The sequence below is a fragment of the Bacillus sp. BACIII genome (assembly GCF_057836745.1).
In genome coordinates this window covers 212337-238022 of sequence record NZ_CM174437.1, presented here as the reverse complement: position 1 = coordinate 238022, position 25686 = coordinate 212337, and the positions used below count along the sequence as shown (strand labels likewise).

The 25686-nt window shown below is 47.1% G+C and carries 26 protein-coding genes; 4 read left to right on the top strand and 22 right to left on the bottom strand.

The features are described 5' to 3' along the window. Positions 1–21: 21 nt before the first annotated feature. The 7 genes from ACXN9U_RS01350 to dnaE all read right to left on the bottom strand — a co-directional run bounded on the left by ACXN9U_RS01350 (position 22) and on the right by dnaE (position 10341). Complete coding sequence (locus ACXN9U_RS01350) at positions 22–405, bottom strand: FxsA family protein (RefSeq protein WP_016938603.1); 384 nt, start codon at positions 403–405, stop codon at positions 22–24. Positions 406–515: 110 nt separating this feature from the next. Next, positions 516–2273, bottom strand: coding sequence for a pyruvate kinase (pyk, locus tag ACXN9U_RS01345; protein WP_489202105.1), 1758 nt, complete (start codon positions 2271–2273; stop codon positions 516–518). A gap of 39 nt (positions 2274–2312) precedes the next feature. Continuing rightward, the gene (gene pfkA, locus ACXN9U_RS01340; protein ID WP_016938601.1) at positions 2313–3272 is read right to left on the bottom strand and encodes a 6-phosphofructokinase; all 960 of its coding nucleotides are present in this window, start codon (positions 3270–3272) and stop codon (positions 2313–2315) included. A gap of 191 nt (positions 3273–3463) precedes the next feature. Continuing rightward, positions 3464–4441, bottom strand: coding sequence for an acetyl-CoA carboxylase carboxyl transferase subunit alpha (accA, locus tag ACXN9U_RS01335; RefSeq protein WP_016938600.1), 978 nt, complete (start codon positions 4439–4441; stop codon positions 3464–3466). After that, the gene (gene accD / locus ACXN9U_RS01330) at positions 4426–5298 is read right to left on the bottom strand and encodes an acetyl-CoA carboxylase, carboxyltransferase subunit beta (RefSeq protein WP_060964569.1); all 873 of its coding nucleotides are present in this window, start codon (positions 5296–5298) and stop codon (positions 4426–4428) included. Before accD ends, accA begins: the two co-directional genes overlap by 16 nt. 326 nt (positions 5299–5624) lie before the next feature. After that, complete coding sequence (gene ystJ, locus ACXN9U_RS01325; protein WP_060964568.1) at positions 5625–6857, bottom strand: NADP-dependent malic enzyme; 1233 nt, start codon at positions 6855–6857, stop codon at positions 5625–5627. A 139-nt stretch (positions 6858–6996) separates the two neighbouring features. Continuing rightward, entirely contained in the window at positions 6997–10341 is a 3345-nt protein-coding gene (dnaE, locus tag ACXN9U_RS01320) for a DNA polymerase III subunit alpha (RefSeq protein ID WP_489202104.1), read from the bottom strand. Between the two features lie 143 nt (positions 10342–10484). Here dnaE and ytrH point away from each other — a divergent pair, with 143 nt between their 5' ends. The 3 genes from ytrH to ACXN9U_RS01305 all read left to right on the top strand — a co-directional run bounded on the left by ytrH (position 10485) and on the right by ACXN9U_RS01305 (position 11623). Further along, a complete protein-coding gene (ytrH, locus tag ACXN9U_RS01315; protein WP_016938596.1) occupies positions 10485–10826 on the top strand; it encodes a sporulation membrane protein YtrH in 342 nt (113 codons plus the stop codon). Next, positions 10823–11326, top strand: coding sequence for a sporulation membrane protein YtrI (gene ytrI / locus ACXN9U_RS01310; protein WP_016938595.1), 504 nt, complete (start codon positions 10823–10825; stop codon positions 11324–11326). Before ytrH ends, ytrI begins: the two co-directional genes overlap by 4 nt. Before the next feature lie 105 nt (positions 11327–11431). After that, positions 11432–11623 (top strand): YtzJ family protein, encoded by a 192-nt coding sequence (locus tag ACXN9U_RS01305; protein WP_013353167.1) that lies wholly within the window; start codon positions 11432–11434, stop codon positions 11621–11623. Between the two features lie 17 nt (positions 11624–11640). On the opposite strand, the gene ACXN9U_RS01300 is transcribed toward ACXN9U_RS01305, so the two are convergent. Beyond that, a complete protein-coding gene (locus tag ACXN9U_RS01300) occupies positions 11641–12582 on the bottom strand; it encodes a DHH family phosphoesterase (RefSeq protein WP_060964566.1) in 942 nt (313 codons plus the stop codon). A 115-nt stretch (positions 12583–12697) separates the two neighbouring features. Between ACXN9U_RS01300 and ACXN9U_RS01295 the strand changes: the two genes are divergently transcribed. Continuing rightward, a complete protein-coding gene (locus tag ACXN9U_RS01295; protein ID WP_003152434.1) occupies positions 12698–13000 on the top strand; it encodes a YtpI family protein in 303 nt (100 codons plus the stop codon). Positions 13001–13028: 28 nt separating this feature from the next. Here ACXN9U_RS01295 and ACXN9U_RS01290 read toward each other — a convergent pair whose 3' ends face one another. The 14 genes from ACXN9U_RS01290 to sppA form a co-directional block, all read right to left on the bottom strand. After that, a complete protein-coding gene (locus tag ACXN9U_RS01290) occupies positions 13029–14345 on the bottom strand; it encodes a CBS domain-containing protein (protein WP_060964565.1) in 1317 nt (438 codons plus the stop codon). Between the two features lie 138 nt (positions 14346–14483). Next, complete coding sequence (locus ACXN9U_RS01285) at positions 14484–15170, bottom strand: metal-dependent hydrolase (protein WP_049627161.1); 687 nt, start codon at positions 15168–15170, stop codon at positions 14484–14486. Between the two features lie 60 nt (positions 15171–15230). Next, on the bottom strand, positions 15231–15998 hold the full coding sequence (locus ACXN9U_RS01280) for an SDR family oxidoreductase (RefSeq protein ID WP_016938591.1): 768 nt from the start codon (positions 15996–15998) through the stop codon (positions 15231–15233). Between the two features lie 135 nt (positions 15999–16133). Further along, positions 16134–16262 (bottom strand): hypothetical protein, encoded by a 129-nt coding sequence (locus tag ACXN9U_RS01275; protein ID WP_014470818.1) that lies wholly within the window; start codon positions 16260–16262, stop codon positions 16134–16136. A gap of 73 nt (positions 16263–16335) precedes the next feature. Then, the gene (gene argH / locus ACXN9U_RS01270; RefSeq protein ID WP_060964564.1) at positions 16336–17712 is read right to left on the bottom strand and encodes an argininosuccinate lyase; all 1377 of its coding nucleotides are present in this window, start codon (positions 17710–17712) and stop codon (positions 16336–16338) included. Continuing rightward, a complete protein-coding gene (locus ACXN9U_RS01265; protein WP_016938589.1) occupies positions 17709–18920 on the bottom strand; it encodes an argininosuccinate synthase in 1212 nt (403 codons plus the stop codon). The genes argH and ACXN9U_RS01265 overlap by 4 nt, the downstream gene beginning before the upstream one ends. Before the next feature lie 150 nt (positions 18921–19070). After that, the gene (locus ACXN9U_RS01260) at positions 19071–19583 is read right to left on the bottom strand and encodes a MogA/MoaB family molybdenum cofactor biosynthesis protein (RefSeq protein ID WP_064777645.1); all 513 of its coding nucleotides are present in this window, start codon (positions 19581–19583) and stop codon (positions 19071–19073) included. Between the two features lie 100 nt (positions 19584–19683). Then, complete coding sequence (locus ACXN9U_RS01255; RefSeq protein ID WP_489202103.1) at positions 19684–20871, bottom strand: acetate kinase; 1188 nt, start codon at positions 20869–20871, stop codon at positions 19684–19686. A gap of 313 nt (positions 20872–21184) precedes the next feature. Beyond that, entirely contained in the window at positions 21185–22171 is a 987-nt protein-coding gene (locus ACXN9U_RS01250) for a class I SAM-dependent methyltransferase (RefSeq protein WP_489202102.1), read from the bottom strand. 61 nt (positions 22172–22232) lie between these two features. Beyond that, on the bottom strand, positions 22233–22736 hold the full coding sequence (gene tpx, locus ACXN9U_RS01245; RefSeq protein WP_007408050.1) for a thiol peroxidase: 504 nt from the start codon (positions 22734–22736) through the stop codon (positions 22233–22235). A gap of 115 nt (positions 22737–22851) precedes the next feature. Beyond that, the gene (ytfJ, locus tag ACXN9U_RS01240; RefSeq protein ID WP_016938584.1) at positions 22852–23292 is read right to left on the bottom strand and encodes a GerW family sporulation protein; all 441 of its coding nucleotides are present in this window, start codon (positions 23290–23292) and stop codon (positions 22852–22854) included. Between the two features lie 12 nt (positions 23293–23304). Continuing rightward, positions 23305–23994, bottom strand: coding sequence for a DUF2953 domain-containing protein (locus ACXN9U_RS01235; RefSeq protein WP_489202101.1), 690 nt, complete (start codon positions 23992–23994; stop codon positions 23305–23307). Positions 23995–24070: 76 nt separating this feature from the next. Further along, positions 24071–24562, bottom strand: coding sequence for an RDD family protein (locus ACXN9U_RS01230; protein WP_049627162.1), 492 nt, complete (start codon positions 24560–24562; stop codon positions 24071–24073). Positions 24563–24575: 13 nt separating this feature from the next. Then, a complete protein-coding gene (sppA, locus tag ACXN9U_RS01225; protein ID WP_016938581.1) occupies positions 24576–25583 on the bottom strand; it encodes a signal peptide peptidase SppA in 1008 nt (335 codons plus the stop codon). Positions 25584–25686: the final 103 nt, after the last annotated feature.

Sequence of the window (25686 nt, the reverse complement as noted above, 5' to 3'; positions counted from 1 at the left end):
CCTGCAAGAAGGCTGCCGTTTTTATTTGATAATGATCCGCTTGTTTTTTGACATTCCTCTCAGCCATTTGAACAAAAGCGGCTTCATGCGGTTCCGAGTGAACGGAATCAGAAGACAAGCCCCTGCAATATCGGACAAAAAACCCGGAAGCATCAAAAGCAGGCCTCCGATAAAGACGCATATTCCATCAAGAAGCGCGTCCCCCGGCATGCTGCCGTGCTGCAGGTCGCGCATTACCCGATGATATACATCAATTCCCTGTCTTTTTGCCACCAAGGCGCCCAGCACGCCTGTCAAAATGATGAGAAGGACGGTCGGAAAAACGCCGAGCCATTTTCCCGCCAGCAGAAACAAGCCGATTTCAATTGCCGGACACACGATAAACAGTAAGAATAACACTCTCATTTTTCTGCCCTCCTGCCCTTCTAAAAGCGCGTCACCGTCCGCATGGGAATAGGAAAATCAACCTAAAGACAAAAGAGAAGGGAGAACCCCCCTCTCTTGTTTAAAGCTGTTTAAAGAACGCTTGCGCGGCCTTCATACACAGCGCCGCGGGCAGCGTCAACTGTGATAACCTGTCCTTCTGCTAAAACTGAAGTTGCGTTCTCCAGACCGACGATAACCGGAATGCCCAAGCTTAAACCGACTACTGCTGCATGGCTTGTCAGTCCGCCTTCTTCCGTGATGAGCGCTGATGCTTTTTCAAGCGAAGCGATCATGTCACGGTCAGTGCTTGAAGCAACCAATACTGCGCCGTCTGTCATTTTTTGTTCAGCTTCCTTCGCATTTTTTGCAACAACAACCGGACCGAATGCTGATTTGCGTCCGATGCCTTGTCCTTTTGCGATAATGCTGCCGACAGTGTGAACTTTCATCAGATTCGTCGTACCTGATTCACCGACAGAACCGGCTGTAATGACAATCAAATCACCGTGTTTCACGATTCCGCTGTCAAGTGATTTTTGAACTGCATCTTCAAGCATTTCATCTGTAGAATTCGCGTTTTGGCCGCTTGCCGGGAAGACACCGAATACAAGGCCGAGTTTGCGTGATACAGACTCATTCACTGTAACGGCTACAATCGGAGCCTGCGGACGGTATTTCGCGATCATACGCGCCGTATGGCCGCTTTCTGTAGGCGTAACGATAGCTGCCGCGTTCAGATTGATCGCCGTGTGTGCAACGGATTGGCCAATTGCATCGGTAATCGTCATGCCGACCTGATCTCTGCGTTTAGACAGAATTTCTTTGTAGTTCAGAGATTCTTCCGTACGTGTGGCGATGTTAAACATTGTTTGAACCGCCTCAACAGGATATTGTCCCGCAGCCGTCTCACCGGAAAGCATGATCGCATCTGTGCCGTCGAAAATAGCATTGGCAACGTCACTTGCTTCAGCGCGTGTCGGACGTGGGTTGCGCTGCATGCTGTCAAGCATTTGAGTCGCGGTAATAACCGGTTTGCCGAGCGCGTTGCATTTTTTGATCATTTCTTTTTGCACGAGCGGCACTTCTTCAGCCGGAATCTCTACGCCGAGGTCTCCGCGCGCTACCATTAAGCCGTCAGATACTTCCAGGATCGCATCCAGATTGTCTACGCCTTCCTGGTTCTCAATTTTAGGGATGATTTGAATGTCAGACGCGTTATGCTCTTCAAGCAGTTCGCGGATTTCCAGAACATCCGTAGAGCGGCGTACAAATGACGCAGCGATGAAATCAACGCCTTGCTCGATACCGAAGACGATGTCTTTAGCGTCTTTTTCAGTAATTCCCGGAAGGTTGACGCTGACACCGGGAACGTTTACGCCTTTTTTATTTTTCAGCGTGCCGCTGTTTAAGATTTTTGTTTTGATTTCGTGTTTTTCCGGATTTGATTCAATCACTTCCAATCCGATTAAACCGTCATCCAGCAGGATGATAGATCCTGCTGACACGTCGTCTGCCAGGCCTTCATAAGAAACTGAGAATTTTTCAAGCGTTCCCAGTACCTGTTTTGTAGAAACGATAATTTCATTTCCCGCCTGAAGCTCAAGCGCGCCGTTTTCCATATCGTGCGTGCGGATTTCCGGACCTTTCGTATCGAGGAGAATCCCCACGTTTTTGCCGAGCTTTTTGCTTGCTTCTCTGATGTTTTTGATTCTTGCGCCGTGCTCTTCGAAATCACCGTGTGAAAAATTCAGACGAGCAACGTTCATACCCGCTTCCATCAATTTTGTCAGCATTTCTACACTTTCACTGGCCGGACCGATTGTACAAACGATTTTTGTTTTTTTCAACTCGTTCACTTCCTTCTGAAATCTTCAGCTTCTTCCGTCTTAAATAGACAGTTCTTTTGAAAGCTGATACATGTTTGGTTCAACAGTATGTTTTGATTCTAAAATTTCTATAATATCATGGTCTACAAGCTTGTTGTTTTGTATACCTACGCAGCGTCCGCCTTTTCCTTTAAGCAGAAGCTCAACCGCGTAAGCGCCGAGGCGGCTTGCAAGAACCCGGTCAGAAGCGCTTGGAGATCCGCCGCGCTGGATGTGCCCTAAAACGGATACCCGTGTTTCAAGGTTTGTTTCTTCTTCGATGCGTTTTCCGAATTCAACCCCGCTGCCTACCCCCTCAGCAACGATGATGATACTGTGTTTTTTGCCGCGGTCGTGCCCTCTCTTCAAACGGCCGATAATTTCCTCCATATCGTAGTCCGCTTCAGGGATTAAAATGGATTCCGCTCCGCCTGCAAGACCTGCCCATAAAGCAATGTCGCCTGCATGGCGTCCCATCACTTCAATTACGTATGTACGCTCATGCGACGTAGCTGTGTCACGGATTTTATCAATCGCATCAATTACGGTATTTAACGCCGTATCAAATCCGATCGTAAAATCAGTTCCCGGGATGTCATTATCTATCGTACCCGGTACACCTACACACGGAAACCCGTGTTCCGTTAATTTTTTCGCACCCATGTACGAACCGTCTCCGCCGATCACGACAAGACCTTCAATGCCGAGTCTCTTTAAATTTTCGATTCCTTTTTCACGGCCTTCAACTGTTTTGAATTCAGGACATCTGGCTGTATACAGCTTTGTTCCTCCGCGGTGGATGATGTCACCGACCGAACCAAGCTCCAGTTTCTCTATTTTTCCGCTGATTAATCCTGAATAACCGTTATAAATTCCGTAAACTTCTACATCGTGATAGATAGCTTTACGCACAACCGCTCGCACCGCTGCGTTCATCCCCGGGGAATCCCCGCCGCTCGTTAATACTCCTATACGCTTCATTTCCTATTCACCTCAGCAACATATATATGTTAAACATATCATGATCATTGCCCTAAAACAATGAAAAGGGACGCCTGAGCTCCCATGAAACCTTACCTATTATACAATTAAATAAACTGTTTTTAAATAAAATTTAAGGAATATCACAAAAAACACAAAAAATAAACGTGAGCCATAGGCTTCACGTCTATTCAGTTTGCCCCGATATATTGATCCTCAACCGAAACTTTTCCGATGGCTTTGTATTTTTCGTAGCGCTGTGAGATCAATTCTTCGGCGTTCAATGGAAGAAGAGATTTTAATGTTTCTTTAAGGATGCCGTCAATGTAGCCCGCCTGCTGCTTAATATCATGGTGAGCTCCGCCCTTCACTTCTTTAATCATATTATCTATAATTCCTAATTCTAATAAATCGGGCGCAGTAATCTTCATGGTTTCAGCCGCTTTTTTGGCAAGGCTTGAATCTTTCCACAAAATGGACGCGGCTCCTTCAGGAGAAATAACGGAATACGTCGAGTTCTCCAGCATCAGCATGCGGTTGCCCACACCTAATGCAAGCGCCCCTCCGCTGCCGCCTTCGCCGATGACGATACAAACGACAGGCACTGTCAGTCCGGCCATTTCGAACAGGTTCTTAGCAATGGCTTCACTTTGTCCCCGTTCTTCCGCCGCTTTGCCCGGATACGCTCCCTTCGTGTCGATGAAGCAGATAATCGGGCGGTTAAACTTATCCGCCTGCTTCATGAGGCGAAGCGCTTTACGGTAGCCTTCAGGGTGAGGCATTCCGAAATTGCGGACAAGGTTTTCTTTCGTGTCTTTTCCGCGCTGATGACCGATGACGGTAACCGGCATGCCGTGATATTTGGCAACTCCGCCGACAATCGCAGCATCGTCTCCGTATGTTCTGTCTCCGTGGCACTCAAAAAAGTCGGTAAACAGGTATTGAATGTAATCAAGGGTCGTCGGCCGTTCGGGAAGGCGTGCGATCTGCACTCTGTCCCAAGGCTTCAGGTTTTTATAAATTTCATCCTGGAGCTTGCTGAGCCGGTCTTCAAGCCTTGCGATTTCAGCGCTTAAATCCATCTCCGAATCTTGGGTGAATTTTTTCAGTTCGGCGATTTTTGTCTGCAGTTCAATCACCGGTTTTTCAAATTCTAATCTTGCAGCCACTCATGCTCACCTCCTGTTTGGTGCATGTCCAGCAGAAATGCGAGTTTGTCTTTCATGTCGTTTCTGTGAATCACCGCATCAAGCTGGCCGTGCTTTAATAAAAATTCCGCCGTCTGGAAATCTTCCGGCAGTTTTTCTCCGATCGTCTGTTCAATAATACGTCTTCCGGCAAATCCGATCAAGGCGCCCGGTTCAGCGAAATTATAATCACCGAGAGACGCGAAACTGGCCGATACGCCGCCAGTCGTCGGATGGGTCATAACCGAAATAATCAGCCCCTGCTCTTCACTGAACAGTTTCAATGCAGAGCTTGTCTTCGCCATCTGCATAAGGCTTAAGACCCCTTCCTGCATACGTGCGCCGCCGGAAGCGGTAAAGATGATGAATGGGACTTTTTCCTCTTTCGCTTTTTCAATTGCCAGCGTGATTTTTTCGCCGACAACCGAGCCCATGCTGCCCATGCGGAATGTCGAATCCATGATCGCGATTACGGCAGGGAATCCGCTGATGGTCCCTTTTCCGGTAACAACCGCTTCATTCTGCGATGTTTTCTCACGGTCTTTTTCGATTTTTTCTAAGTATCCCGGGAAACCGAGCGGATTTTCAGATATCATTCCCTGGTTGAATTCTTCGAATGAATCTTCATCCAGGAGGATTTCAATGCGCTGCTTTGCATTCATCGGGAAATGGTGCCCGCAGTTCATGCAGACGCGCAGGTTTTTATCTAACTCTTTTGTGAGCATGATTTTTTTACATTTGGGGCACTTTGTCATAATGCCTTCCGGAACATCATGTTTTGCCTGCTCAGACGGCACGGAAGCATATTTTTTCTTTTTTGTGAATATATCCTTTAACAAATGATTACCTCCCTTTTGTGAAGGGTTCTCTTCACTGCATGTCTTCCGATTAGATAGACTTAATAATAACTTTACCGAAACTATTGTACTTTTTTTGTCAAACGGTGTCATCCTCCATTCGACATTTTTTGCTGAAAAGCAGGCGGAAACGGACGGATAACAGACCTTTAAAAGCGTTGCTCAGCCTTATCTGTCAGCGTTTTCAAAAGAAATAAAGATTCTGCTGAATTTTTTTTAAGACCTGCCCTTAAAAAAATGCCAGCAGTCCGTATATTGAACAGCAGCGCGTTGTTTTTCCCAACGCGCTGCCAATTCTTTTTGTGTTATTATTCGCCGATGACCGTGAGCTGTCTTGTTTTTTCAGCCACTTCTTCAGGGTCGACCGTAATTCTGGCGACGCCCGTTTCCATCGCCGCTTTCGCAACGGCTTTCGCAACGGCAGGAGCCACGCGTTTGTCAAATGGAGCCGGGATGACATAATCCGCGCTTAATTCATCCTCTGAAACGAGGGAAGCGATCGCTTCAACCGCAGCTATTTTCATTTCTTCGTTGATGTGAGTCGCGCGAACGTCAAGCGCTCCGCGGAAGATTCCAGGGAATGCAAGTACGTTGTTGACCTGGTTCGGGAAGTCAGAACGGCCTGTTCCGATTACGCTTGCGCCGGCTGCGCGCGCGTCTTCAGGCATGATTTCCGGATTCGGGTTGGCCATTGCGAAAATAATCGGATCTTTCGCCATGCTTTCCACCATTTCTTTCGTCAGAGCGCCTTCGACTGATACGCCGATAAAGACGTCTGCATCTTTAATGACATCCTGCAGCGAACCGTCATTGCGGTCTTGGTTTGTAAACTTGGCCACTTCGTTTTTCACCGCATTCATGCCGGCAGGACGCCCTTCGTAAATGGCTCCTTTAGAGTCGCACATCACGATGTCGCGAACGCCGAAATGGTAAAGAAGCTTGATGATCGCGATGCCTGCTGCTCCCGCTCCGTTTGCCACAACTTTAATGGATGACATGGATTTTCCTGATAATTTCAGCGCGTTTACAAGTCCGGCTACAGTTACGATGGCAGTGCCGTGCTGATCATCGTGGAAAACCGGAATGTTTGTTTCTTTTTTCAGGCGCTCTTCAATGATAAAACAGTTCGGCGCCGCAATATCTTCAAGATTGACACCGCCGAATGTCGGTTCAAGCAGCTTCACCGTGTCGATGATTTTGTCCACGTCGTTTGTGTTGAGCGCGATCGGGAATGCGTCCACGCCCGCGAAGCTTTTGAACAGAACCGCTTTTCCTTCCATGACCGGAAGTGAAGCTTCAGGCCCGATATTTCCGAGACCGAGAACCGCTGATCCGTCTGTTACGACTGCTACCATGTTCCCCTTCATTGTATAATCATATACTTTATTTTTATCGTCATAAATCTCTTTACAAGGCTCAGCTACCCCCGGAGAGTAGGCAAGGCTTAAATCGTCCGCATTTCTGACTTCCACCTTTGCTTTTGATTCAAGCTTTCCTTGGTTTACTTTGTGTAAATGTAACGCTTCTTCTCTTAATGACATGCTAAACACTCCTTTTAAGTACTTTGTTACATATTCTGCCGCATAGACTGGTACAATCTCTGGAGGTGAAAAATTTCAGAATCTTTAAATAAGATAGCACAATTGTTTCAATTGTATAACAAAACCATTGTTGTTACCACTATTTTAACACGACGTTTTCGCGGCCCAGCAGCTCTTTTAAACGGTATAACGCCTGATGGTCCGCCTGAATATGAAAGGTGTCGGGCAGCCTGATGGTCTGCTTGTCTTTTTCATAATAAAGATAAACGCCGGTTTCCCCTTTATGCTCCAGTAAAATACGCTTCATCTTTTCCAAAAACTCCTGATTGTGCCGGCCGCCTTCGATTTTGATGTAAACAGACGGCGCTCTGCCTGTCTCTGTCTCCGTCTCCTCAAGGAGAGAGGCGGATGACATGATGAATTGTGTCTTCTCCTGCCGCTCTTCCATTTTTCCGGCGGCGAATAAAAGTGCGCCTTCTTTTAACAGTGGAGACAGCCTTCTGTATTGCTCAGGAAACACGACGGCTTCCATTTCTCCCGTTTCGTCGCTTAATGTGAGAAACGCCATATGCTGACCTGTCTTTGTCCGAATCGTTTTGATGCCTGCGAGCAAAGCGCCGATCGACAGCTGCCCCTTAGGCATCTGCCGCGCTTTTGCGATCGCTTGCGCACTCCGTTTTTTCAAGAGATCCCTGAAAGCGGACAAAGGATGGCTTGAGAAATAAACACCGAGAGCTTCTTTTTCAAACCGAAGCTTGTCCACAAGCGGAAATTCCTCAGCCTCTACATATTTTGGCTTAATGGAGAACGATTCTTCCAAAAACAATCCCATTTGATCATCATCTGCACGAAAAAGTTCAGCGTGCTCTAAAGCGACATCAACGGAGGCCAGCAAGGAGGCGCGGTTTTGATTGAATTCGTCCATGGCGCCAGAAAATATAAGGGCTTCGATTGTTTTCCGATTAACGCTTTTTGCAGGTACGCGAAAGCAGAAATCGAAAAGATCCTCGAACGGTTTATGTGTTCTTGCTTTATAAATATCTTTCACTGCCGAGACGCCTACGTTTTTCACGGCCCGCAAACTGTATCTGACGGCTCCGTTTTCCGGCGCAAACGGAAAACCGCTCTTGTTTATTGACGGCGGAAGAACTTGGATCCCGCTCCCCTTCGCTTCATGCAAATATTGCGATATTTTGTCCTCATTGCCGATGACGCTCGTCAAAAGACCGCACATAAAATATAAAGGATAGTGCGCTTTTAAATAGGCGAGCTGATAGCCGATCATGCTGTATGCGACAGCATGGCTTCTGTTAAATCCGTAGTTGGCGAATTTGACAATCAGATCGTAGACCTCGTTTGCAGTGACTACAGAATACTCCTTTTTTAAGCACCCTTCAACAAAATGGCTTCGCTCTCTGTCCAGAATGTCTTTTTGTTTTTTGCTGACAGCCCGTCTGAGCAGATCCGCTTCACCTAATGAAAACCCTGCCATCCGCGAGGCGATCATCATAATCTGCTCCTGATAGACGATGACGCCGTACGTGTCACTGAGAATATTTCTTACATCCTCATGCGGCACTTCCACACGCGCCCGCCCGTGCTTCCGATCGATAAATAATGGAATATTTTCCATCGGTCCCGGTCTGTAAAGCGCATTCACCGCGACAATATCTTCAAGCCTCGACGGCTTCAGTCGCTTCAGCACGCTCCTCATCCCTGATGATTCCAGCTGAAAAATGCCCGTCGTATCGCCGTTTGACAACAGGGAGAACGTTTTTTCATCCTGGTAAGAAATCTCGGAAAAATCAATTTTCGTATTCGTCTCTTTTTCAATCATCGTTTTAATGGATTCAATAAGCGTCAGGTTGCGCAAACCTAAAAAGTCCATTTTTAAAAGACCCAGATCTTCCAAGTGATCCATCGCATACTGCGTTAAATACACGCCGTCATGCCCTTCTTGAAGAGGGACAACTTCAGAAAGCGGATCTTTACTGAGAACAACGCCGGCCGCGTGTGTTGACGTATGCCTCGGAAGACCTTCAATTTTCCTGGCGATCTGAAACACTTTATGAAGAACGGCGGATTCAGACAGCCGCCTGTTCAGCTGAGCGGACTGCCGCCTCGCTTCCTCAAGCGTCATTCCCGGCTTTGACGGAATCAGGCGGGCAAGCTGGTCAGCTTCTTTCGGATTGATCCCGAACACTCTTCCAGTGTCTCTTAACGCCGCCTTTGCGGCCAATGTTCCGAAGGTGATAATCTGGGCGACGTGCATGGCCCCGTACTTATTTTGTACATACTGAATGACCTCATCCCTTCTCGTATCTGGGAAATCGATATCAATATCGGGCATGCTGATCCTCTCAGGATTAAGAAACCTTTCAAACAGCAGAGAATGTTTCAGCGGATCCACGTCTGTAATGAAAAGAGAGTAAGCGACAAGCGAGCCTGCCGCAGATCCTCTTCCCGGGCCTGTCACAATGCCCTTTTCATGCGCGTACTTCATAAAGTCCCATACGATGAGAAAATAATCACTGAATTTCATGCGCCTGATGACGTCCAGCTCATATTCAAGCCGGCGCACGGCGCGCTCATCAGGAGTGCCGAAACGGAGACGCAGCCCCTCGTGACAGACTTCCGCCAAATAATCATCGGCTGATTTGCCGTCCGGCGCCGGAAAAGACGGAAGGCGTGTCTGTCCGAGGCTGACATCGACCCGGCATTGCCCGGCGATACGCGCGGATGCTTCAATCGCTTCCGGATGCCGCGTGTAAAGCTCCGCCATCTCTTCAGGCGGCCTCAAGTGTAAATCCGGCAGATTCCCGCTCTGATCCTCCCATTTCTCACCGGCTTTAATGGCGCACAGACAGCGGTACGCATCTTGATCTTCTTTCTTGATATAACGGACATCCCCCGCCGCGCAGACTGGGATTTCCGTCTCGGCTGACAGGCGGAGAATATCTTCCGATAACGTCTCATGACCTTTGAACGGCTGGTATCCTAAATAAAAACGGCCTTCTCCGAACAGTTCCCGGAATCCTTCGGCAGCTTTGACCGCTTCTTCAAATTTCCCGGCTTGCAGCAGACCTTCAATGTACCCGTTTTCACCGGGCGTAATGGCGATCAGCCCCTCATGATAGCTCTTCATCCATTTTCGCTTCATGCCGCCCTTTGCTATGGATTGCAGCGCACTTGAGATTTTCAGCAGGTTCTGATATCCGGTGTTTGTCTCCGCCAAAAGAACAAGCGGGTGTGCTTCAAGTTCCGTTTCGTCCGTGTATATAGAAGCGGTCAGACCGATAATCGGCTTTATTCCGTTTGACTTGCATGCTTTATAAAACTCAATGGCGCCGTACAGCACATTTTCGTCGGTCAGCGCCAATGAAGAATAACCGAGCTCCTTCGCTTGTGTAACAAGATCTTTTACAGAAGCGGCGCTGTTTAACAGGCTGTAGCCGCTATGTACTTGCAGATGAACAAAAGACAATGCCGCCACTCCTTTCCGTATACGTTCATTTTGCCTTTCTACATTATAAGACGGGTTTTCTTAAGAAACAAATGTTCTTTTTTGACTCATCATCATACTTGTCCGCTTTGCTCAATATGATAGAAAAGTGAGGTGGTGTATATATGGATCAGGAAGCCGGCTTTATGGCGAATTTTATCAGCAGTTATTTTATCGCCCTCGGCGTTTTGCTCGGCGGAGCGCTCATCGGCGGCGTCGGAGCTTATTTATCAGGCGAGCCTCCGCTGACGGCGATTACAAAATTGGCGAACAGGCTGAAGATCTGGGCGCTTGTCGCGGCCATCGGAGGAACATTTGACGCGGTATACAGTTTTGAGCGGGGGCTGTTTGAAGGCAACACGCGCGACATCTTCAAACAGCTTCTATTAATTATTTCAGCGATGGGCGGCGCGCAGACCGGCTGGCTGATTGTGTCATGGCTGGCTCAGGAGAATATGCCTTCATGAGAATTCCCGAGTATTATAAAAAACCGGGATGGCAGCGTTTTTTTGCGGGAATGATGTGCGGAGCCATCGTCAGCTGGCTGTTCTTTCTGTTTACATACGGAACGTTTCAGGAAGAACAGGTGACGTTAATTGAAAAACAGCGGGAGCACGCACGGGATTTGAAAAACCAGATCTCCATCTATCAGAAAGATCTTCATAAATTAAATGAGGATAATAAACAAAGACTGCTTATCCAAAGTGTTGATGTTAAGCTGATCAATGGGGAAAAATACAGAATCGCCCAGCCTGATAAGATGAAATTTGAAGAACAGGTGAAAGATGATATTTCTGAAGTCATCACAAAGGATATTGAGAGCGTGTATAAAACAAAGGAGCTTTTAAAACGGACGATTGAAAACAAGGTGTACACCATAAATGAAAAGGAATATAAAGCTCAAGTAAAGGAACTGACGATTTATACGAGATTGTCTGTCGAAATTCATATTTCTTTTGCGACGTAATTATGTCATTTTTAAAAAATTTCCATAGATCTGTCGCTTTTTTCTCCGCTTTTTTATAAACTGTAAATGAGACATTTTCAAAGCTTCTGAAGGGAGGAAGGGAAAATGGAGGTTTTTAGTGAACGCCGCCTGGCAAAAGATCATGCAGACCGAATCAGAAAAGGCTATTCCGCATATGCAGAAACAGACACACTCGCTTCCCTCATAAAAAAAGAACTCCAAATCTGTAATCTCCGCGTCTACGAAGACCTGACTGAATTCGGCTGCTGGTTCATCCCCGTGACAGATGAACACTAAGAAAGAGGGTCTCCCCTCTACTTGTGTTCGTTACATATCTCTTCAAGATCAGCAAGAATCGGACCGGTTTCATCCCAGCTGAAGATGGATGCGCCGGCTGCAAGCGGATGTCCGCCGCCATTGTATTTCCGGGCAATTCCGTTGATGACCGGACCTTTTGAACGGAACCGGACTCTGATTTGGTCGTCTTCTTCTACGAAAAACACCCAAGCGCGAATACCGGAAATATTTCCGAGTGTTCCGACGAGCTGCGACGCTTCAGAAGCGGTGGTTCCATATGTCTCCAAAATGTCTTTTTTAATGAAAACGGAAGCGACGCCGTTTTCAGACAATGACACATTTTGATAAATAAAGCCATTCAGCTTCACCACATTTAATTTCGTTTCATACAATTGATTAAACAGCTCTGACGATGAAAATGGGAACTCAATGAGCTCTCCCGCGTATTTTAATGTCTTTTTTGTGGTGTTCGGGAATAAGAAGCGTCCCGTATCACCGACGATACCCGCGTAGATCAGCTCAGCTGCTTTCGTATTCAGCTTCCAGCCGTGCTGCTTTCCTTCCAGGTACAGCTCATAGATCATTTCGCTTACGGAGCTTGCATTCGTATCGACCCATAACAGATCGCCATACGGATCTTCATTTGGATGGTGGTCTATTTTCATGAGCTTTGCGCCGGAATGGTAGCGCTGATCGTCGATCCGTGCTTGGTTTGCGGTGTCGCACACGATGACAAGAGCATCTTTGTAGGCTTCGTCACCCACCTCATCGAGGGAATATAAGAAAGACAGGGACGGCTCAGGCTGTCCGACGGCAAAAATATTTTTTTCGGGATACGTTTCCCGCAGGATTTCCGTAAGGCCGCACTGTGATCCGTAAGCGTCCGGGTCAGGCCTCACATGTCTATGTAAGATAATGGTGTCATATAATGATATGGTTCTGATCAATTCGGATTTCATCGTTTTCTCCTTTTGTTTTTATTCATTTAATCATACTCTTTATCCGTGGAAAAGGAAAATCTTTCAGCAATGGTATAAACGGTTTTGCAAACTCATATAATGGAGGATTTCATTTATGCTGGTTTTTGTTTTTCTCATCGGGCTTTCTGCCTGCTTTTACGTGTATTACAAAGTAAAAGGCATCCAGACGAAACGGGCGCTGGAGAAGGAATGTTTTTCGGCTAAATCAAGTATGGCGTTAGGCGCGCTGGTGCTTTTGTACGGAGTAAACCAAATGATTCTGTTTCACTCCGTCCTGACCCTCGTCATCGGCGGCGTCTTCATTTTAATCGGAGCAGGCAGCGCATGGGCAGGGTATAAAGCCTATAAGCATTATGAACCCATCCATGCAAAAGAAGCGGAGAGAGACCACGCATAATGAATGTCAAGGGACCGAGATGCGTCCCTTAACTTCTCTCCATCAGCTGCACCATGAGCATCGCTTTTGAAACAATGCCGCTTTGGCTTGACACTTCCACTTCCATTTTTCCGAATTTCCGGCCCGCTTCTAAAATGCGCGGCTTCACTTCAATGACCGATTCCATCTGCACGGGCTTTAAGAAGAAAATCGTAATGCTTTCAATGACCAGCTCGCCGCGTTTGCGGGACCGTAAAAATCGGCTGGCGGCCTGAGTTAAAATCGTTGTAAACACCCCGTAAGAAATCGTCCCGAGCTGATTGGTCATCTGCGGCGTGACTTCATATTGATAAACGGCCGGCGTTTTGTCATCTTCCTCTTCTTTAAATCCCCTTGAAACGATATCATCAAGTTTTTCCCCGACCTGAGGCTGCTTTTGAATCATTTGCAGCGCTTTTAAGACGTCCTGACGGCTGATCATGCCGATCAGTCTGTGGTTCCCGTCTGTCACCGGGAGCACTTCGATTCCTTCCCAAACCATCATTTGAGCCGCTGAGGCGACAGACGTTTTCCCGATTACCGTGACAGGGTTTTTGGTCATTACTTTTTCAATCGGGACTGACCTGTCATGTCCGGCGATATCTTTCGGTGTGAGGATCCCGTGGATTTTCATCTGCTGATCGATAACCGGAAAGCGGCCGTGTCCGGTTTCATCGTTTTTTTCGTACCATTTCTCCAGTTTATCTTTAGGAGACAGCGTCACTGTCCGATCGGCGGGAGTCAAAATGTCCTCCACGAGCACAATCTCTTTTTTTATGAGCTGATCATAGATCGCCCGGTTGATCATCGCGGCTACCGTAAAGGTATCATAGCTTGTGGAGAGAATCGGAAGCTCAAGCATATCGGCCAGCTCGATAATGCTGTCATCGGTATTAAATCCTCCGGTTACCAAAACAGCCGCGCCCGCTTCAAGCGCCTGGCGGTGGGCATTGATTCTGTTTCCGACAATTAACAGGTTCCCCGCCGCCGTATAACGCATCATCGCGTCAAGCTCCATCGCCCCGATCACAAACTTATTCAGCGTTTTATGCAGACCGGCTTTTCCGCCGAGCACCTGGCCGTCTATCACGTTGACAACCTCGGCGTATGTCAGCTTTTCGATATTTTCCTTTTTCTTCTGTTCAATCCGGATGGTTCCCACACGTTCAATAGTGGAAACGAACCCTTTATTTTCGGCTTCCTTAATGGCTCTGTAAGCCGTTCCCTCACTGACTTTCATTTCTTTCGCAATTCTTCTGACCGAAATTTTTTCACCGACAGGAAGCGAATCTATGTACGATAGGATTTGTTCATGCTTTGTTGCCAAGCGTTTCACCTCTAAGGACAGTCTTCTGCTTTTATTATAAGGGCACGGGGGATTCATTCGCAATGAGACGCCCGAAAAAAGGCGTCATCACAAAAAGACCTTCTGAACGTTTGGTTCAGAAGGTCTTTGACACATATGTCAGGCAAGCTCAATGGTCTCGCCGACCGCCATGACTTTACCGACGCCTCCGGGCAGACTTTCAGCGAAAGCGTCAGGGTCCTGTTCAATGACAGGGAATGTATTGTAATGAACGGGAACGACCTGTTTCGCTCTCAGCCATTCAGCCGCGAGTTTCGCATCTTCAGGCCCCATGGTGAAATTATCACCGATCGGCAGAAACGCCAGGTCAATGTGATTCAGTTCCCCGATCAGTTTCATATCTGAGAACAGCGCCGTATCGCCGGCGTGGAAAATCGTTTTGCCGTCAATCGTTAATAAAATCCCGGCCGGCATCCCGGTGTATGTGATGGTTTTGTTTTCTGCATCAGTGACCGCCGATCCGTGGAACGCCTGTGTCAGTTTCACTTTGCCGAAATCAAATTGGCGCGCCCCGCCGATATGCATCGGGTGGACGTTTAACCCTTTAAAACCGAGATAAACGGCCAGTTCGTTCGGCGCAATAACGAGTGCGTCGTTTTGTTTGGCGATCTGCTCTGTATCTCCGACATGGTCATTGTGTCCGTGAGTAAGCAGAATGACATCCGCTTTCACTTCTTCCGGCTTCAGATTGGTCAGACTGTTTCCGGTTAGGAACGGATCAAAAATAATGTTATGGGTTTTCGTTTCCACTTGAATGACAGAATGTCCGTGATAAGTCACTTTCATCGTTTTCACCTCATAAAAAATTAATATTTATCAAGTTCCCTTTTTGACAAACGAAAAAACTTACAGGGATTGATGCCTGTTAATCACATTCAGCCCGCCAGTTGCTTCTATGACCGTCCCGGTGACAAGATCGGAATCCTCTTCACATAAGAAGGCGATGATTCTTGCAATGTCTTCTCCGGTTCCGGACCTCCCGATCGGCGTGTTTTCTTTCCCGATTTTCCGTCTTGCTTCTTCTATAGACGCTTCTTTCATATCTCCTACAATATCACCCGGGCAGACCATGTTGGCCGTGATGCCTGATTCGGCTTCTTCAATCGCGATTGTTTTCGTTAACGAAGCCAACCCGACTTTAGCCGCTCCGAAAGCGGAACGGTGAAGCCAGCCGGGGGCATGGTCTGCGCCTTGGAAGCCGTATGTAATAATCCGGCCGAAGCGCTGCTGTCTCATTACCGGGATAACCGCTTTAAACAGATGGAAAACGGCGCTTAAATTCCCTTCAAGCATGCCATACCATTCGTCATCGGAGTAATCGGCAAGCTTTTTGCGCTCAAATATGTACGGCCCGGCGTTGTTAATCAGTATGTCAATTCTTCCAAACCGCTGAAGGGCTGCATCGGCGATCCGCATGAGATCTTCTTTTCGGGTTACATCGCCCTTAACGAATTGCAATCTGTCATGGCACCGGGGATAATCAGCCTTCAGACAAGCGACGGCTTCTTCGTCCTGTCTGTAATTCACTGTGACCGAAAAGCCTTTTTCCAGCAGCATTTCAGTCACTTTTCGGCCCAATCCCTTCGTGCCGGCAGTGATTAGAGCATGTCGCACATTGAATACCCTCCCCAGGCAACGTTGCCGCTTCAATAAAATAAAGTCGTTTCTCCCTCTACTTTACTATAAACAAGCGGCAATATCACTTTTTTGCACTTCATCCGCACGAAAAAAGCCGTCTTTACAGACAGCTTAATTTTCTGAAGGGGCTGAGGCTTCCTCCAGACCGACATAACCGCTTTGGTATGCCTCTGAGATGAGCCGGGCCGTTTCTTCACTTTCTTTTTCATCATAGATGTAACGGTCTTGTTCTTTGCGCATTCCTTCTACCTCCCATCATTATAGATGTAGCGTGTCTGATATGACGGGAAAATATGAAGGAAATTTTAGCAAATTAAACGCCGGCGCAGGCTTTTGCTTTTACGAGCGCCTGTTTCACCTGCTGAAAACCCGTTCCGCCGGCGCTCATTCTTTTTTCAACCGCATGGTGCGGATCGAGCACGGTATAAATATCTTCTTCAAAGAGACGGCTGGCTTGAAGGAATTCTTCAAATGCCATATCACTTAAAAAGATTCCTTTTTCAATACAGCTGTACACAAGCTTGCCGACCACTTCGTGCGCTTCTCTGAACGGCATGCCTTTTTTGGCTAAATAATCGGCAAGTTCCGTCGCGTTTGAAAAATCTTGTTTTGTCGCCTGTTTCATAATGTCTTTGTTTACGGTCATCGTTTCAATCATGCCCGTAAAAATCTGAAGGCTTCCTTCAACGGTTTTCACCGTATCAAACATGCCTTCTTTATCTTCCTGAAGGTCTTTGTTGTATGCGAGCGGGAGCCCTTTCATAATCGTGAAAAGCCCCATCATATCACCGTATACGCGTCCGGTTTTTCCGCGGATCAGCTCGGCCATGTCCGGGTTTTTCTTCTGCGGCATCATGCTGCTTCCCGTTGCGTACGTATCATCCAATTCAATGAATCTGAATTCCTGCGAGCACCATAGAATGATTTCTTCCGAGAAACGTGAAAGGTGCATCATCAGCATACTGCTGCTGCTTAAAAACTCGAGAATAAAATCTCTGTCGCTGACCCCGTCAAGACTGTTCTCATAAATGGAGTCAAAACCGAGCAGCTCCGCCGAATAGCTGCGGTCTATCGGAAACGTCGTTCCGGCAAGCGCCCCGCATCCGAGAGGCGATATGTTAATCCGCTTCAGCGCGTCACGGAAACGCTCTTTATCCCGTTCAAGCATCCAAAAATAGGCGAGCAGATGGTGGGCGAAAGAAATCGGCTGGGCCCGCTGCAAATGGGTGTACCCCGGCAGAATGGTCTCGACATTGGCCTCTGCTTTTTCGATCAGCGCTTTTTGGAACTGTTCAATCAGCCCGATGATATGGGAGACATGATCTTTCAAATATAGATGCATGTCTGTCGCCACTTGGTCGTTCCGGCTTCTGCCTGTATGGAGCTTTCCGCCGAGCGGTCCGATTTCTTCAATCAGCATTTTTTCAATGTTCAAATGAATATCTTCATAATCAACAGAGAATTCAAGCGTCCCTTCCTCTGCTTTTTGCAGGAGGGTCTGCAGCCCTTGACGGATGGCGCCTTCTTCTTCCTCCGTCAGAATGCCGCATTTTTTCAGCATTGCCGCATGAGCGAGAGACCCTGTAATATCCTCTTTGACTAAGTTTTGGTCGAATGTGATGGATGCACCGAACTCATCGACCCACTTTTCCGGTGTTTTTTGAAAACGGCCTCCCCAAAGCTTCTTCATGCTTCAATCTGCTCCTTCTTTTTCACAATGCTGTTTACTTTTGTCGGCAGTCCCCAAAGCTCGATAAAGCCGATTGCCGCATGATGGTCAAACGCATCGTCTTTTGTATATGTCGCAAGTTTTTCATCGTAGAGAGAATATTCCGACTTGCGTCCTTCTACAATGGCATGGCCTTTAAACAGCTTAACGCGCACAACGCCGGTGACGTGCTTTTGGGTTTCTTTCAGGAATGCAAGCAGCGCGTCTTTTAACGGTGAGAACCATAAACCGTTATAGATGATTTCAGACAGTTTTTGTTCAATTGCCGGCTTGAAGTGAGCCACTTCTTTCACTAAAGTCAGATCCTCAAGCTCTTTGTGAGCCGTAATCAAAGTCATTGCGCCCGGGCATTCATAAACTTCACGGGACTTAATGCCGACCAGGCGGTTTTCGACATGGTCAATCCGGCCGATGCCGTGTTTTCCGGCAGTCTCGTTCAGCTTGAGAATTAAATCAGCAAGCGGGTAGGACACACCGTCGATTGAAACCGGCACACCGGCTTCAAATGCGATTTCGATGATTTCAGGAACGTCCGGCGTATTTTCAAGAGATGCTGTCAGGTCATATGCCCCTTCAGGCGGCGCCGCCCACGGGTCTTCTAATATACCGCATTCATTGGCGCGGCCCCACAGATTCTGGTCGATGGAATAAGGGCTGTCAAGATTGATCGGAATCGGTATGCCGCGGCTTGCGGCGTATTCAATTTCTTCTTCACGCGACCATTGCCACTCACGGACCGGAGCGATGACCTCCAGATCAGGGTTTAATGATTTAATGGATACTTCAAAACGAACCTGATCATTGCCTTTTCCTGTGCAGCCGTGCGCCACGGCCACTGCGTTTTCCTTTTCCGCGACTTCAACGAGTTTTTTCGCAATTAACGGGCGGGACAGTGCAGATACGAGCGGATACTTCCCTTCATACATTGTATGAGCCTGCATAGAAATAAGCGCGTACTCTTGGGCGAATTCTTCTTTTGCATCAATCACATACGAATTTACGGCGCCTACTTCCAGCGCTTTTTGCTGAACGAATGCCAAATCCTTTCCTTCCCCTACGTCTAAGCAGCATGCAATCACATCGTATCCCTGTTCTTGCAGCCATTTTATCGCTACAGAAGTATCAAGACCTCCTGAGTATGCCAATACAACTTTTTTCTGTTCTGCCATGTTAAAAGCTCCCCCTGTATAAAAATTAGTTTTAATTAATAAAAATGCATTTTGTATGTATACACTGTAACAAGTAAATTCTGTTTTTTCAAGCTTTTTATAAAAAAACTCCACCCAATTTTTTGAGCGGAGCAAAGCCTTTTTATCCATTTATAAGTCTTTTCGGATCTCCCGGAGCACATGAGGCAGTTCAGGAATAATCAATTTCTTCATTGCAAGCTTGACGGCGCCTGAGGAGCCCGGCGTGCAGAAGACTGCGGTATTTTGGATCACACCCGCTGCCGCTCTGGACAAAATGGCGGCGGAACCGATGTCCTCCGTATAGCTCAGCATGCGGAACAGCTCGCCGAATCCCGGGAGCTCTTTCGAAAACAGCGGCGTGACCGCTTCAATGGTGACATCCCTTTCGGCAATGCCCGTCCCTCCGTTTAACAGCACCGCATCTGTATATTCATCCATACAGCCGGATAAAACGGCTTTCTGCAATTCACCTTTCTCATCTTTTACGATGTCATAAGCGACCGTCTCAAATCCCGCTTCCCTGATGAAATCCATCATGACGCGCCCGCTTTTATCGGTTTCTTTCGTTCTCGTGTCGCTGACTGTGATCACTTTGCAGCGCACCGCTGACGGGGCCTCCTGTTTATGTTCATGCACACTCATTGTTTCACCTCATCATTTATGTACTAAGCATATCGTAACGTTTGGTGCTTCAGCATTCAATAAAAAAGCACATCCTTAAAGGATGTGCTTTTTTCGATCATTACTGTGCGAGGCGGACAACGTCGCGCGCGATCATGACCTCTTCATCAGTCGGAATGATGATGACTTTGACAGGAGAGTGCGGGTAGCTGATAAACGCTTCCTCGCCGCGCACGTTGTTCAGCGCAGGGTCCCAATAAACGCCCATGAATTCTAAGCCGCGAAGCACGCGTTCTCTGACTTCAACGCTGTTTTCACCGATACCGGCAGTGAAAATAATCGCGTCAACGCCGCTCATTCTCGCAGCGTAAGAACCGATGTATTTATGGATTCTGCTTGCGAACACTTCAAGCGCCGTTTCCGCTCTTTCGTTGCCTTCTTTTGAAGCTTCTACGATATCGCGAAGGTCGCTTGAGAAACCGGATATGCCAAGCAGTCCGCTCTTTTTATTTAATGTATTTAATACTTCATCAGCCGTCTGATCCGTTTTTTCCATGATATACGGAATTAAGGCAGGGTCGATGTTTCCTGACCGCGTTCCCATCGCAACACCCGCAAGCGGTGTGAAGCCCATTGACGTATCAATTGATTTTCCGCCTTCTACGGCTGCGATACTTGCTCCGTTACCCAGGTGGCAGGAAATCAGGCGCAAGTCTTCAATCGGACGGCCAAGAAGCTCAGCTGCGCGCTGTGTCACGTATTTATGAGATGTGCCGTGGAAACCGTATTTGCGGATGCCGTATTTCTCGTAGTATTCATACGGAAGGCTGTACAAGTAAGATTGCTCAGGCATCGTTTGGTGGAACGCCGTATCAAATACTGCAACCGCAGGTACATCCGGTAGCACTTCTTTAAAGGCTTTAATGCCGACGATGTTAGCCGGGTTGTGAAGCGGCGCAAGTTCTGCAATCTCTTCAATCTCACGGGTTGTTTCATCCGTAAGCAAAACAGAATCGCTGAATTTTTCTCCGCCGTGAACAACACGGTGGCCGATTCCGTCAATTTCATTTAAATCCTTTATAATACCGAATTCAGTCAGCTTGTGAAGCAGCATCTTCACCGCGACCGCATGATCCGGAATATCTGTCACTTCTGTATTTTTTTCGCCGTTAACAGAGATTGTGAAAACGCTGTCGGCAATACCGATCCGTTCTACTAAACCTTTTGTTAGCACCTTTTCTGAAGGCATTTCGAATAGCTGAAATTTTAAAGATGAGCTTCCTGCGTTAATTGCAATAATTTTAGACATAAATGACGCTCCTATCAAAATTCTTCTTCGTTTGTTTCGTTCTTTTTTCCCAGACCGTAACTGCAGTCCAAAAAATATCTGACTTTTCCATTTAAACATTGTCAACTCAGCATTTCAAGTCAACATCCATATTGGCACCGCTTACAAAATGAAGTCATTATTTTCTGATAAATCCGTACTGTGCCAAATGGACGGCTCGGTCTTACGGAATGTTATGTTCTTTCCTTAAGTTGTGTCAGCACCCTGATATCCATTCATTTTCAAAAGCAAAAAGCAGTGCGGGATTTTGCGTCCCCACCCTGCTTTTTCGCCATTATTTTTCTTTTTGAATCCATTGATCCAATTTTGCCATCATCTCCCGCATCGCCTGCTGGTTCGCGAAGGAAGGAAGATTGGCCAGAAGCGTTTGTTTCGGCGGCTTTGCGCCATCGCCTTTTTTCTGCAAAATTAAAATGCTCTTTGCCTGCGCTTCGTCTTTAAACAGAGTAGCCGGCAGCTGAAGAAGGGCGTTGATATACACTTTTTCCGCAAAAAACCGCTTCAGTTTATCGCTTTGGGCGCTGTCAAACAGATGGTTCGGAATCATAAAAAATAAGTATCCGCCCGGTTTTGTATGCTTGACGCTTTGCTCAATGAATAAGTGGTGGGCAAATGAGTGGCCTTCATCCGCTTTCAGCTCAAACGCTTCTGCGCCTTCGTCATTCGGATAATAGCCGACCGGCAAATCGCAGATGACTGCATCAGCCGGTTCGATAAATAACGGCTGAAGACTGTCCTGGCAGAACAGCTCCATTTCTTTTTCCTGCAGATTCGCCTGGGCATAAGCGATCTTCAGAAGGACATCATCAATTTCAATGCCGAAGCTTTTTGCCGCTTTGTCAGAAAGCTGGTTTGCCGCGGTCAATAGAAGGTTTCCGGTGCCGCAGGCGGGGTCCAGCAATGTCAGGCCTTTTTGGCCGCCCGTAAATTTATTCACGAGGTAACTGATGAAAAGGCCGATCGTATCAGGCGTCATCTGTCTGTTCGGATGGGATTTATCTTTCAATCCTTTTAAAATGGCGAGCTGGAATGCCTTGCGGGTCCATTCAGACTCCCATTGTTTGAAGTCTGCTTTCGCAAGCAGGCTTTTAAGCTGTCCGGTTTGTTTTTCCTGAAGCCGAAGCTGTTCGGCCGTTTCGAGAAAATACATCTCTCCCGCTTCCGCAAGCCCCTCAATATAAGACAGCTGAAGGCCTTCTGCTATTACTTGGGCGGCTTCATCTAAAAGTTCGTAAATCTGACCGACATGGTCGTGTTGCATGCTGTTTCCTCCTTGCCATGAAAAGAGCTCCGCGGCAGCACCCGGAGCTCTTTTTCTCTCTTTACTTGATTAACGCTTTTGCAGCTTCGATAGGCTTTTCATAATTCGGGTGGTTTGTCGCTTCGCTTACGTATTCCGCATAAACGACTTTTCCGTCCTGATCAAGAACGAATACGGAACGCGCCAAAAGACGAAGTTCTTTGATGTAAACACCGAATGCTTCACCAAATGACATCTCTTTATGATCCGATAATGTTTCAACTTTGTCGATTCCGTTCGCTCCGCACCAGCGCGCTTGTGCAAACGGGAGGTCGGCGCTGATTGTATAAACGTTCACATCGCCGAGTTTTGCTGCTTCTTCGTTGAAGCGGCGCGTCTGCGCGTCACACACGCCTGTGTCAATGGAAGGAATAACGGATATGATCGTTACTTTCCCTTTCATATCTGCTAATGTCTTCTCTTCTAATCCGTTTGTCAAAACCGTGAAGTCAGGAGCTTGGTCACCCGGTTTCACTTCTTGTCCGATCAGCGTCACGGCTCCGCCTTTAAATGTAATCTCAGCCATTCTGATTCCTCCCTTATCTATGTATAGCTCTATCATAGTCGAGTTTTATGCAAACTGCAAAGGTTATGCCGCATCGTAAAAAAAAGCTAACTGCGGGCGGCAGTTAACTTTTCTGTTATAAATCAATATCCGTTCTTTTTTGGTTCCGGCCTTTTTCGTTTTTTTTAAACATATGCTGGATGCGTTCAATCGTTTGAGGCGCGGAGTCTAACAGTTTATCAATCAAATGGGTGTTCTCGTCTAAATGAAGCATACGCACGCCGTTTGTTCCGACAATCAGAAACGCAATCGGCGTAATGGATACTCCGCCGCCGCTTCCGCCGCCGAACGGGAGCTTCTGCTCTTTTCTTTCGTCGTCCTCGGTTCTTTTTTCAGCCGGTTTTGCTCCAAACTCGCTTCCGCCCGCCGCAAATCCGAAGCCGACCTTTGAAACCGTTAAGATTACGCTGCCGTCAGGCGTTTCAACCGGATCACCGATGATTGTATTCACATCAATCATTTCTTTTAAATTTTCCATAGCGGTTTTCATTAAACCTTGAATGGGATGGTCTGCCATGTGCGCTCCTCCTTAAACTGATGAATCATTCTTTGAAGCAACCGGAACCGGCTGTTTCTTTCGTATGATAGAAAGTCCGTTCCGCCCGTATTTGAGCAATTTGAAAGCTGCACCTATAAGATGTCCAAAACGAAAAAAGAATATACACTGCAAATGCGTCTTGGATGCAGGCACTTGAAAAGACGGAATGACTTCGCACACCGGTTTATGTATAAAACGCAGATGGTCATACAGCAACGCCGTAATGCCTCCCTTTACGGCCCACAAGCCGCCGGCGGCGATTCCCGTAACGGCGGCGTCCTTTATTCCGATAACCGTCACCCATTCGAACTTCGTCACGCGGACTCCCGCAAGAAATGAGGCGCCGATTTGACGCATTCTGACGACCTGCTGCAGAATCATTTCTATTCTGTGAATGGTCTGTTTGACATCTTCATATGTGATTTTTTTCTTCTCTTTGTGCTGACCCTTTATTTCAGATTTTGTGTCTTGCTTGACATCAATTGACGCATCTTCGCTGTTTACTTTAATAACGGGCAGCGTTTTTTTAAAACGGATCAGCCCGTATAAGGCAGAGAGTTTAAACGTCATTTTGTCGTTATCTTTATCATGCAGATATTCGAAAGTCAGATGGATTTTCATCCTCATGAGCAGCCAGAACAAAATGAGAATGAGAATAACAGCTGCTGCGGCATATCCCATAAGCTTCACTTCCTTAGCTGCATTATCGCCAAAACCAAAAAAAATAAACCCGGATGTTTATCCGGGTTTAATGCTTTTATTTGCGGTACAGTGCTTCGTGAATCACCGTTGTGTCGGCGATAAGATCATGAATTCCCTGCTTCTTAGGCGTAAACGCAATGACAATATAAAGAATCCAGATTTTATCGATATAACGCCCCACTGCTTCCCTGAAAATGACGGTGCCCCATGTCAGCGGTTTTCCGGGCGTCAAAGAAGTGACCTTTAACCCGAAGACCATTTTGCCGAGTGTCTGATGAAACCATTTTGTCATGAACACAAAATAGGCGAGGTAGACGATCAAAGTTGTGACGGAATAGGCTGAGATTGTAAACATTCCGCTTGTTTTCGGTAAATTCATCAGCGTGAACACCGGTGAAACGATGAGATGGTTAAGCCCCCAGATCACCAGCCAATCGAGAAGAAACGCCCAAAACCGGATCCAAAAGCCCGCGTAAGCCGGGTCGAGCGCCCCCTGTTGTTCGGCTTCCTCTTCTTTGCCGTGAAAGCCTTCGTAAGTTGCGTCCATTCTTTCTTCCCCCCTACTTTGCATAGAGATACATCATCCGCGGCGAACCGGATTGCGAAATGAGCTCTTTCATATTCAGAAAATCAATTTCGCTTTTAAACATTTTCGCTGCGCTCATGGAAAAGAGCGAGCCTAATCCGAATCCTTCCTCATACGTAATGACTGAAGCGTTTTTCATATTTTTATGGTCCTTTTTCATCGCGCTGATCGTATCATCGTAAAAACCGAGATCATCAACGAGGCCGATTTTTTTCGCTTGTCTGCCGTCGTAAACACGGCCGTCGGCAATTTTTTTCACATCCGCTTTTGACATGTGCCGGCCTTTTGAAATGACATTGACAAATCCTTCATAAGAATCATTGACCATCGTCTGCATGATCTTTCTTTCTTCCTTCGTCATGTCGCGGGTCGGTGACATGATGTCTTTATGCGCGCCGCTTTTGATGGTTTCAAACTTGATGCCGAGTTCATCAGCGAGCTTAGAATAATTGACGCTTTCCATGATGACGCCGAGTGAGCCGGTGAGCGTTTCCGGTGAAGCATAGATTTTATCAGCGGCCGTTGAGATGTAGTAGCCTCCCGATGCCGCCATCGAGCCCATGGATACATAAATCGGTTTCTTCGTTTCTTTCTTTAGTTCTTCCAGTTTTTTATGTATTTCCGCGCTTTCGTACACGCCTCCGCCTGGGGAATTGATTTTCAGGACAATTCCTTTGACGCTTTTATCTTCTTTCGCACGCTCTATTTGTTTTAAAAATGATCTGTGATCATACCCGCCTGAGCTGAGCAGGCCTGCGGACTCCCCGTTATCCTCAATCGTGCCGTCCACTTCAAGCACGGCGATTTTACTGCCGGGGCTCCCCTTATCAAGCGTCACTTCCTCTGTGTCATCTGTCAGGGATGCAAAGTCAGACCCTGTATCTCCGACATTTTTCAGCACCCCGACAGTCACACTTGCAATGACTGATACGCCGAAAATGCCGATGGCGATGACGAGCGCAATCCATCTTTTTGCATTCATTTGTTCTGCCTCCTTTTCTGTCACTATTCGTACGTTCTCCTGGAAAAAAAGATTCACTTTTTTCATGAAGCGCTTTCACTTAACGGATAAACAGGAAACATGT

Coding starts and splice junctions, on each gene's coding strand:
- ACXN9U_RS01275 (WP_014470818.1), bottom strand. CDS start 16,262: ATGCGCAAAGAACAAGACCGTTACATCTATGATGAAAAAGAAAGTGAA.
- ACXN9U_RS01305 (WP_013353167.1), top strand. CDS start 11,432: ATGGAGGTTTTTAGTGAACGCCGCCTGGCAAAAGATCATGCAGACCGA.
- ACXN9U_RS01260 (WP_064777645.1), bottom strand. CDS start 19,583: ATGAGTGTGCATGAACATAAACAGGAGGCCCCGTCAGCGGTGCGCTGC.
- ytrI (WP_016938595.1), top strand. CDS start 10,823: ATGAGAATTCCCGAGTATTATAAAAAACCGGGATGGCAGCGTTTTTTT.
- ACXN9U_RS01300 (WP_060964566.1), bottom strand. CDS start 12,582: ATGAAATCCGAATTGATCAGAACCATATCATTATATGACACCATTATC.
- ystJ (WP_060964568.1), bottom strand. CDS start 6,857: ATGTCATTAAGAGAAGAAGCGTTACATTTACACAAAGTAAACCAAGGA.
- ACXN9U_RS01295 (WP_003152434.1), top strand. CDS start 12,698: ATGCTGGTTTTTGTTTTTCTCATCGGGCTTTCTGCCTGCTTTTACGTG.
- sppA (WP_016938581.1), bottom strand. CDS start 25,583: ATGAATGCAAAAAGATGGATTGCGCTCGTCATCGCCATCGGCATTTTC.
- tpx (WP_007408050.1), bottom strand. CDS start 22,736: ATGGCTGAGATTACATTTAAAGGCGGAGCCGTGACGCTGATCGGACAA.
- ACXN9U_RS01235 (WP_489202101.1), bottom strand. CDS start 23,994: ATGGGATATGCCGCAGCAGCTGTTATTCTCATTCTCATTTTGTTCTGG.
- pfkA (WP_016938601.1), bottom strand. CDS start 3,272: ATGAAGCGTATAGGAGTATTAACGAGCGGCGGGGATTCCCCGGGGATG.
- argH (WP_060964564.1), bottom strand. CDS start 17,712: ATGAAGAAGCTTTGGGGAGGCCGTTTTCAAAAAACACCGGAAAAGTGG.
- ytfJ (WP_016938584.1), bottom strand. CDS start 23,292: ATGGCAGACCATCCCATTCAAGGTTTAATGAAAACCGCTATGGAAAAT.
- ytrH (WP_016938596.1), top strand. CDS start 10,485: ATGGATCAGGAAGCCGGCTTTATGGCGAATTTTATCAGCAGTTATTTT.
- ACXN9U_RS01255 (WP_489202103.1), bottom strand. CDS start 20,871: ATGTCTAAAATTATTGCAATTAACGCAGGAAGCTCATCTTTAAAATTT.
- ACXN9U_RS01230 (WP_049627162.1), bottom strand. CDS start 24,562: ATGGACGCAACTTACGAAGGCTTTCACGGCAAAGAAGAGGAAGCCGAA.
- ACXN9U_RS01350 (WP_016938603.1), bottom strand. CDS start 405: ATGAGAGTGTTATTCTTACTGTTTATCGTGTGTCCGGCAATTGAAATC.
- ACXN9U_RS01265 (WP_016938589.1), bottom strand. CDS start 18,920: ATGGCAGAACAGAAAAAAGTTGTATTGGCATACTCAGGAGGTCTTGAT.
- ACXN9U_RS01250 (WP_489202102.1), bottom strand. CDS start 22,171: ATGCAACACGACCATGTCGGTCAGATTTACGAACTTTTAGATGAAGCC.
- ACXN9U_RS01285 (WP_049627161.1), bottom strand. CDS start 15,170: ATGAAAGTGACTTATCACGGACATTCTGTCATTCAAGTGGAAACGAAA.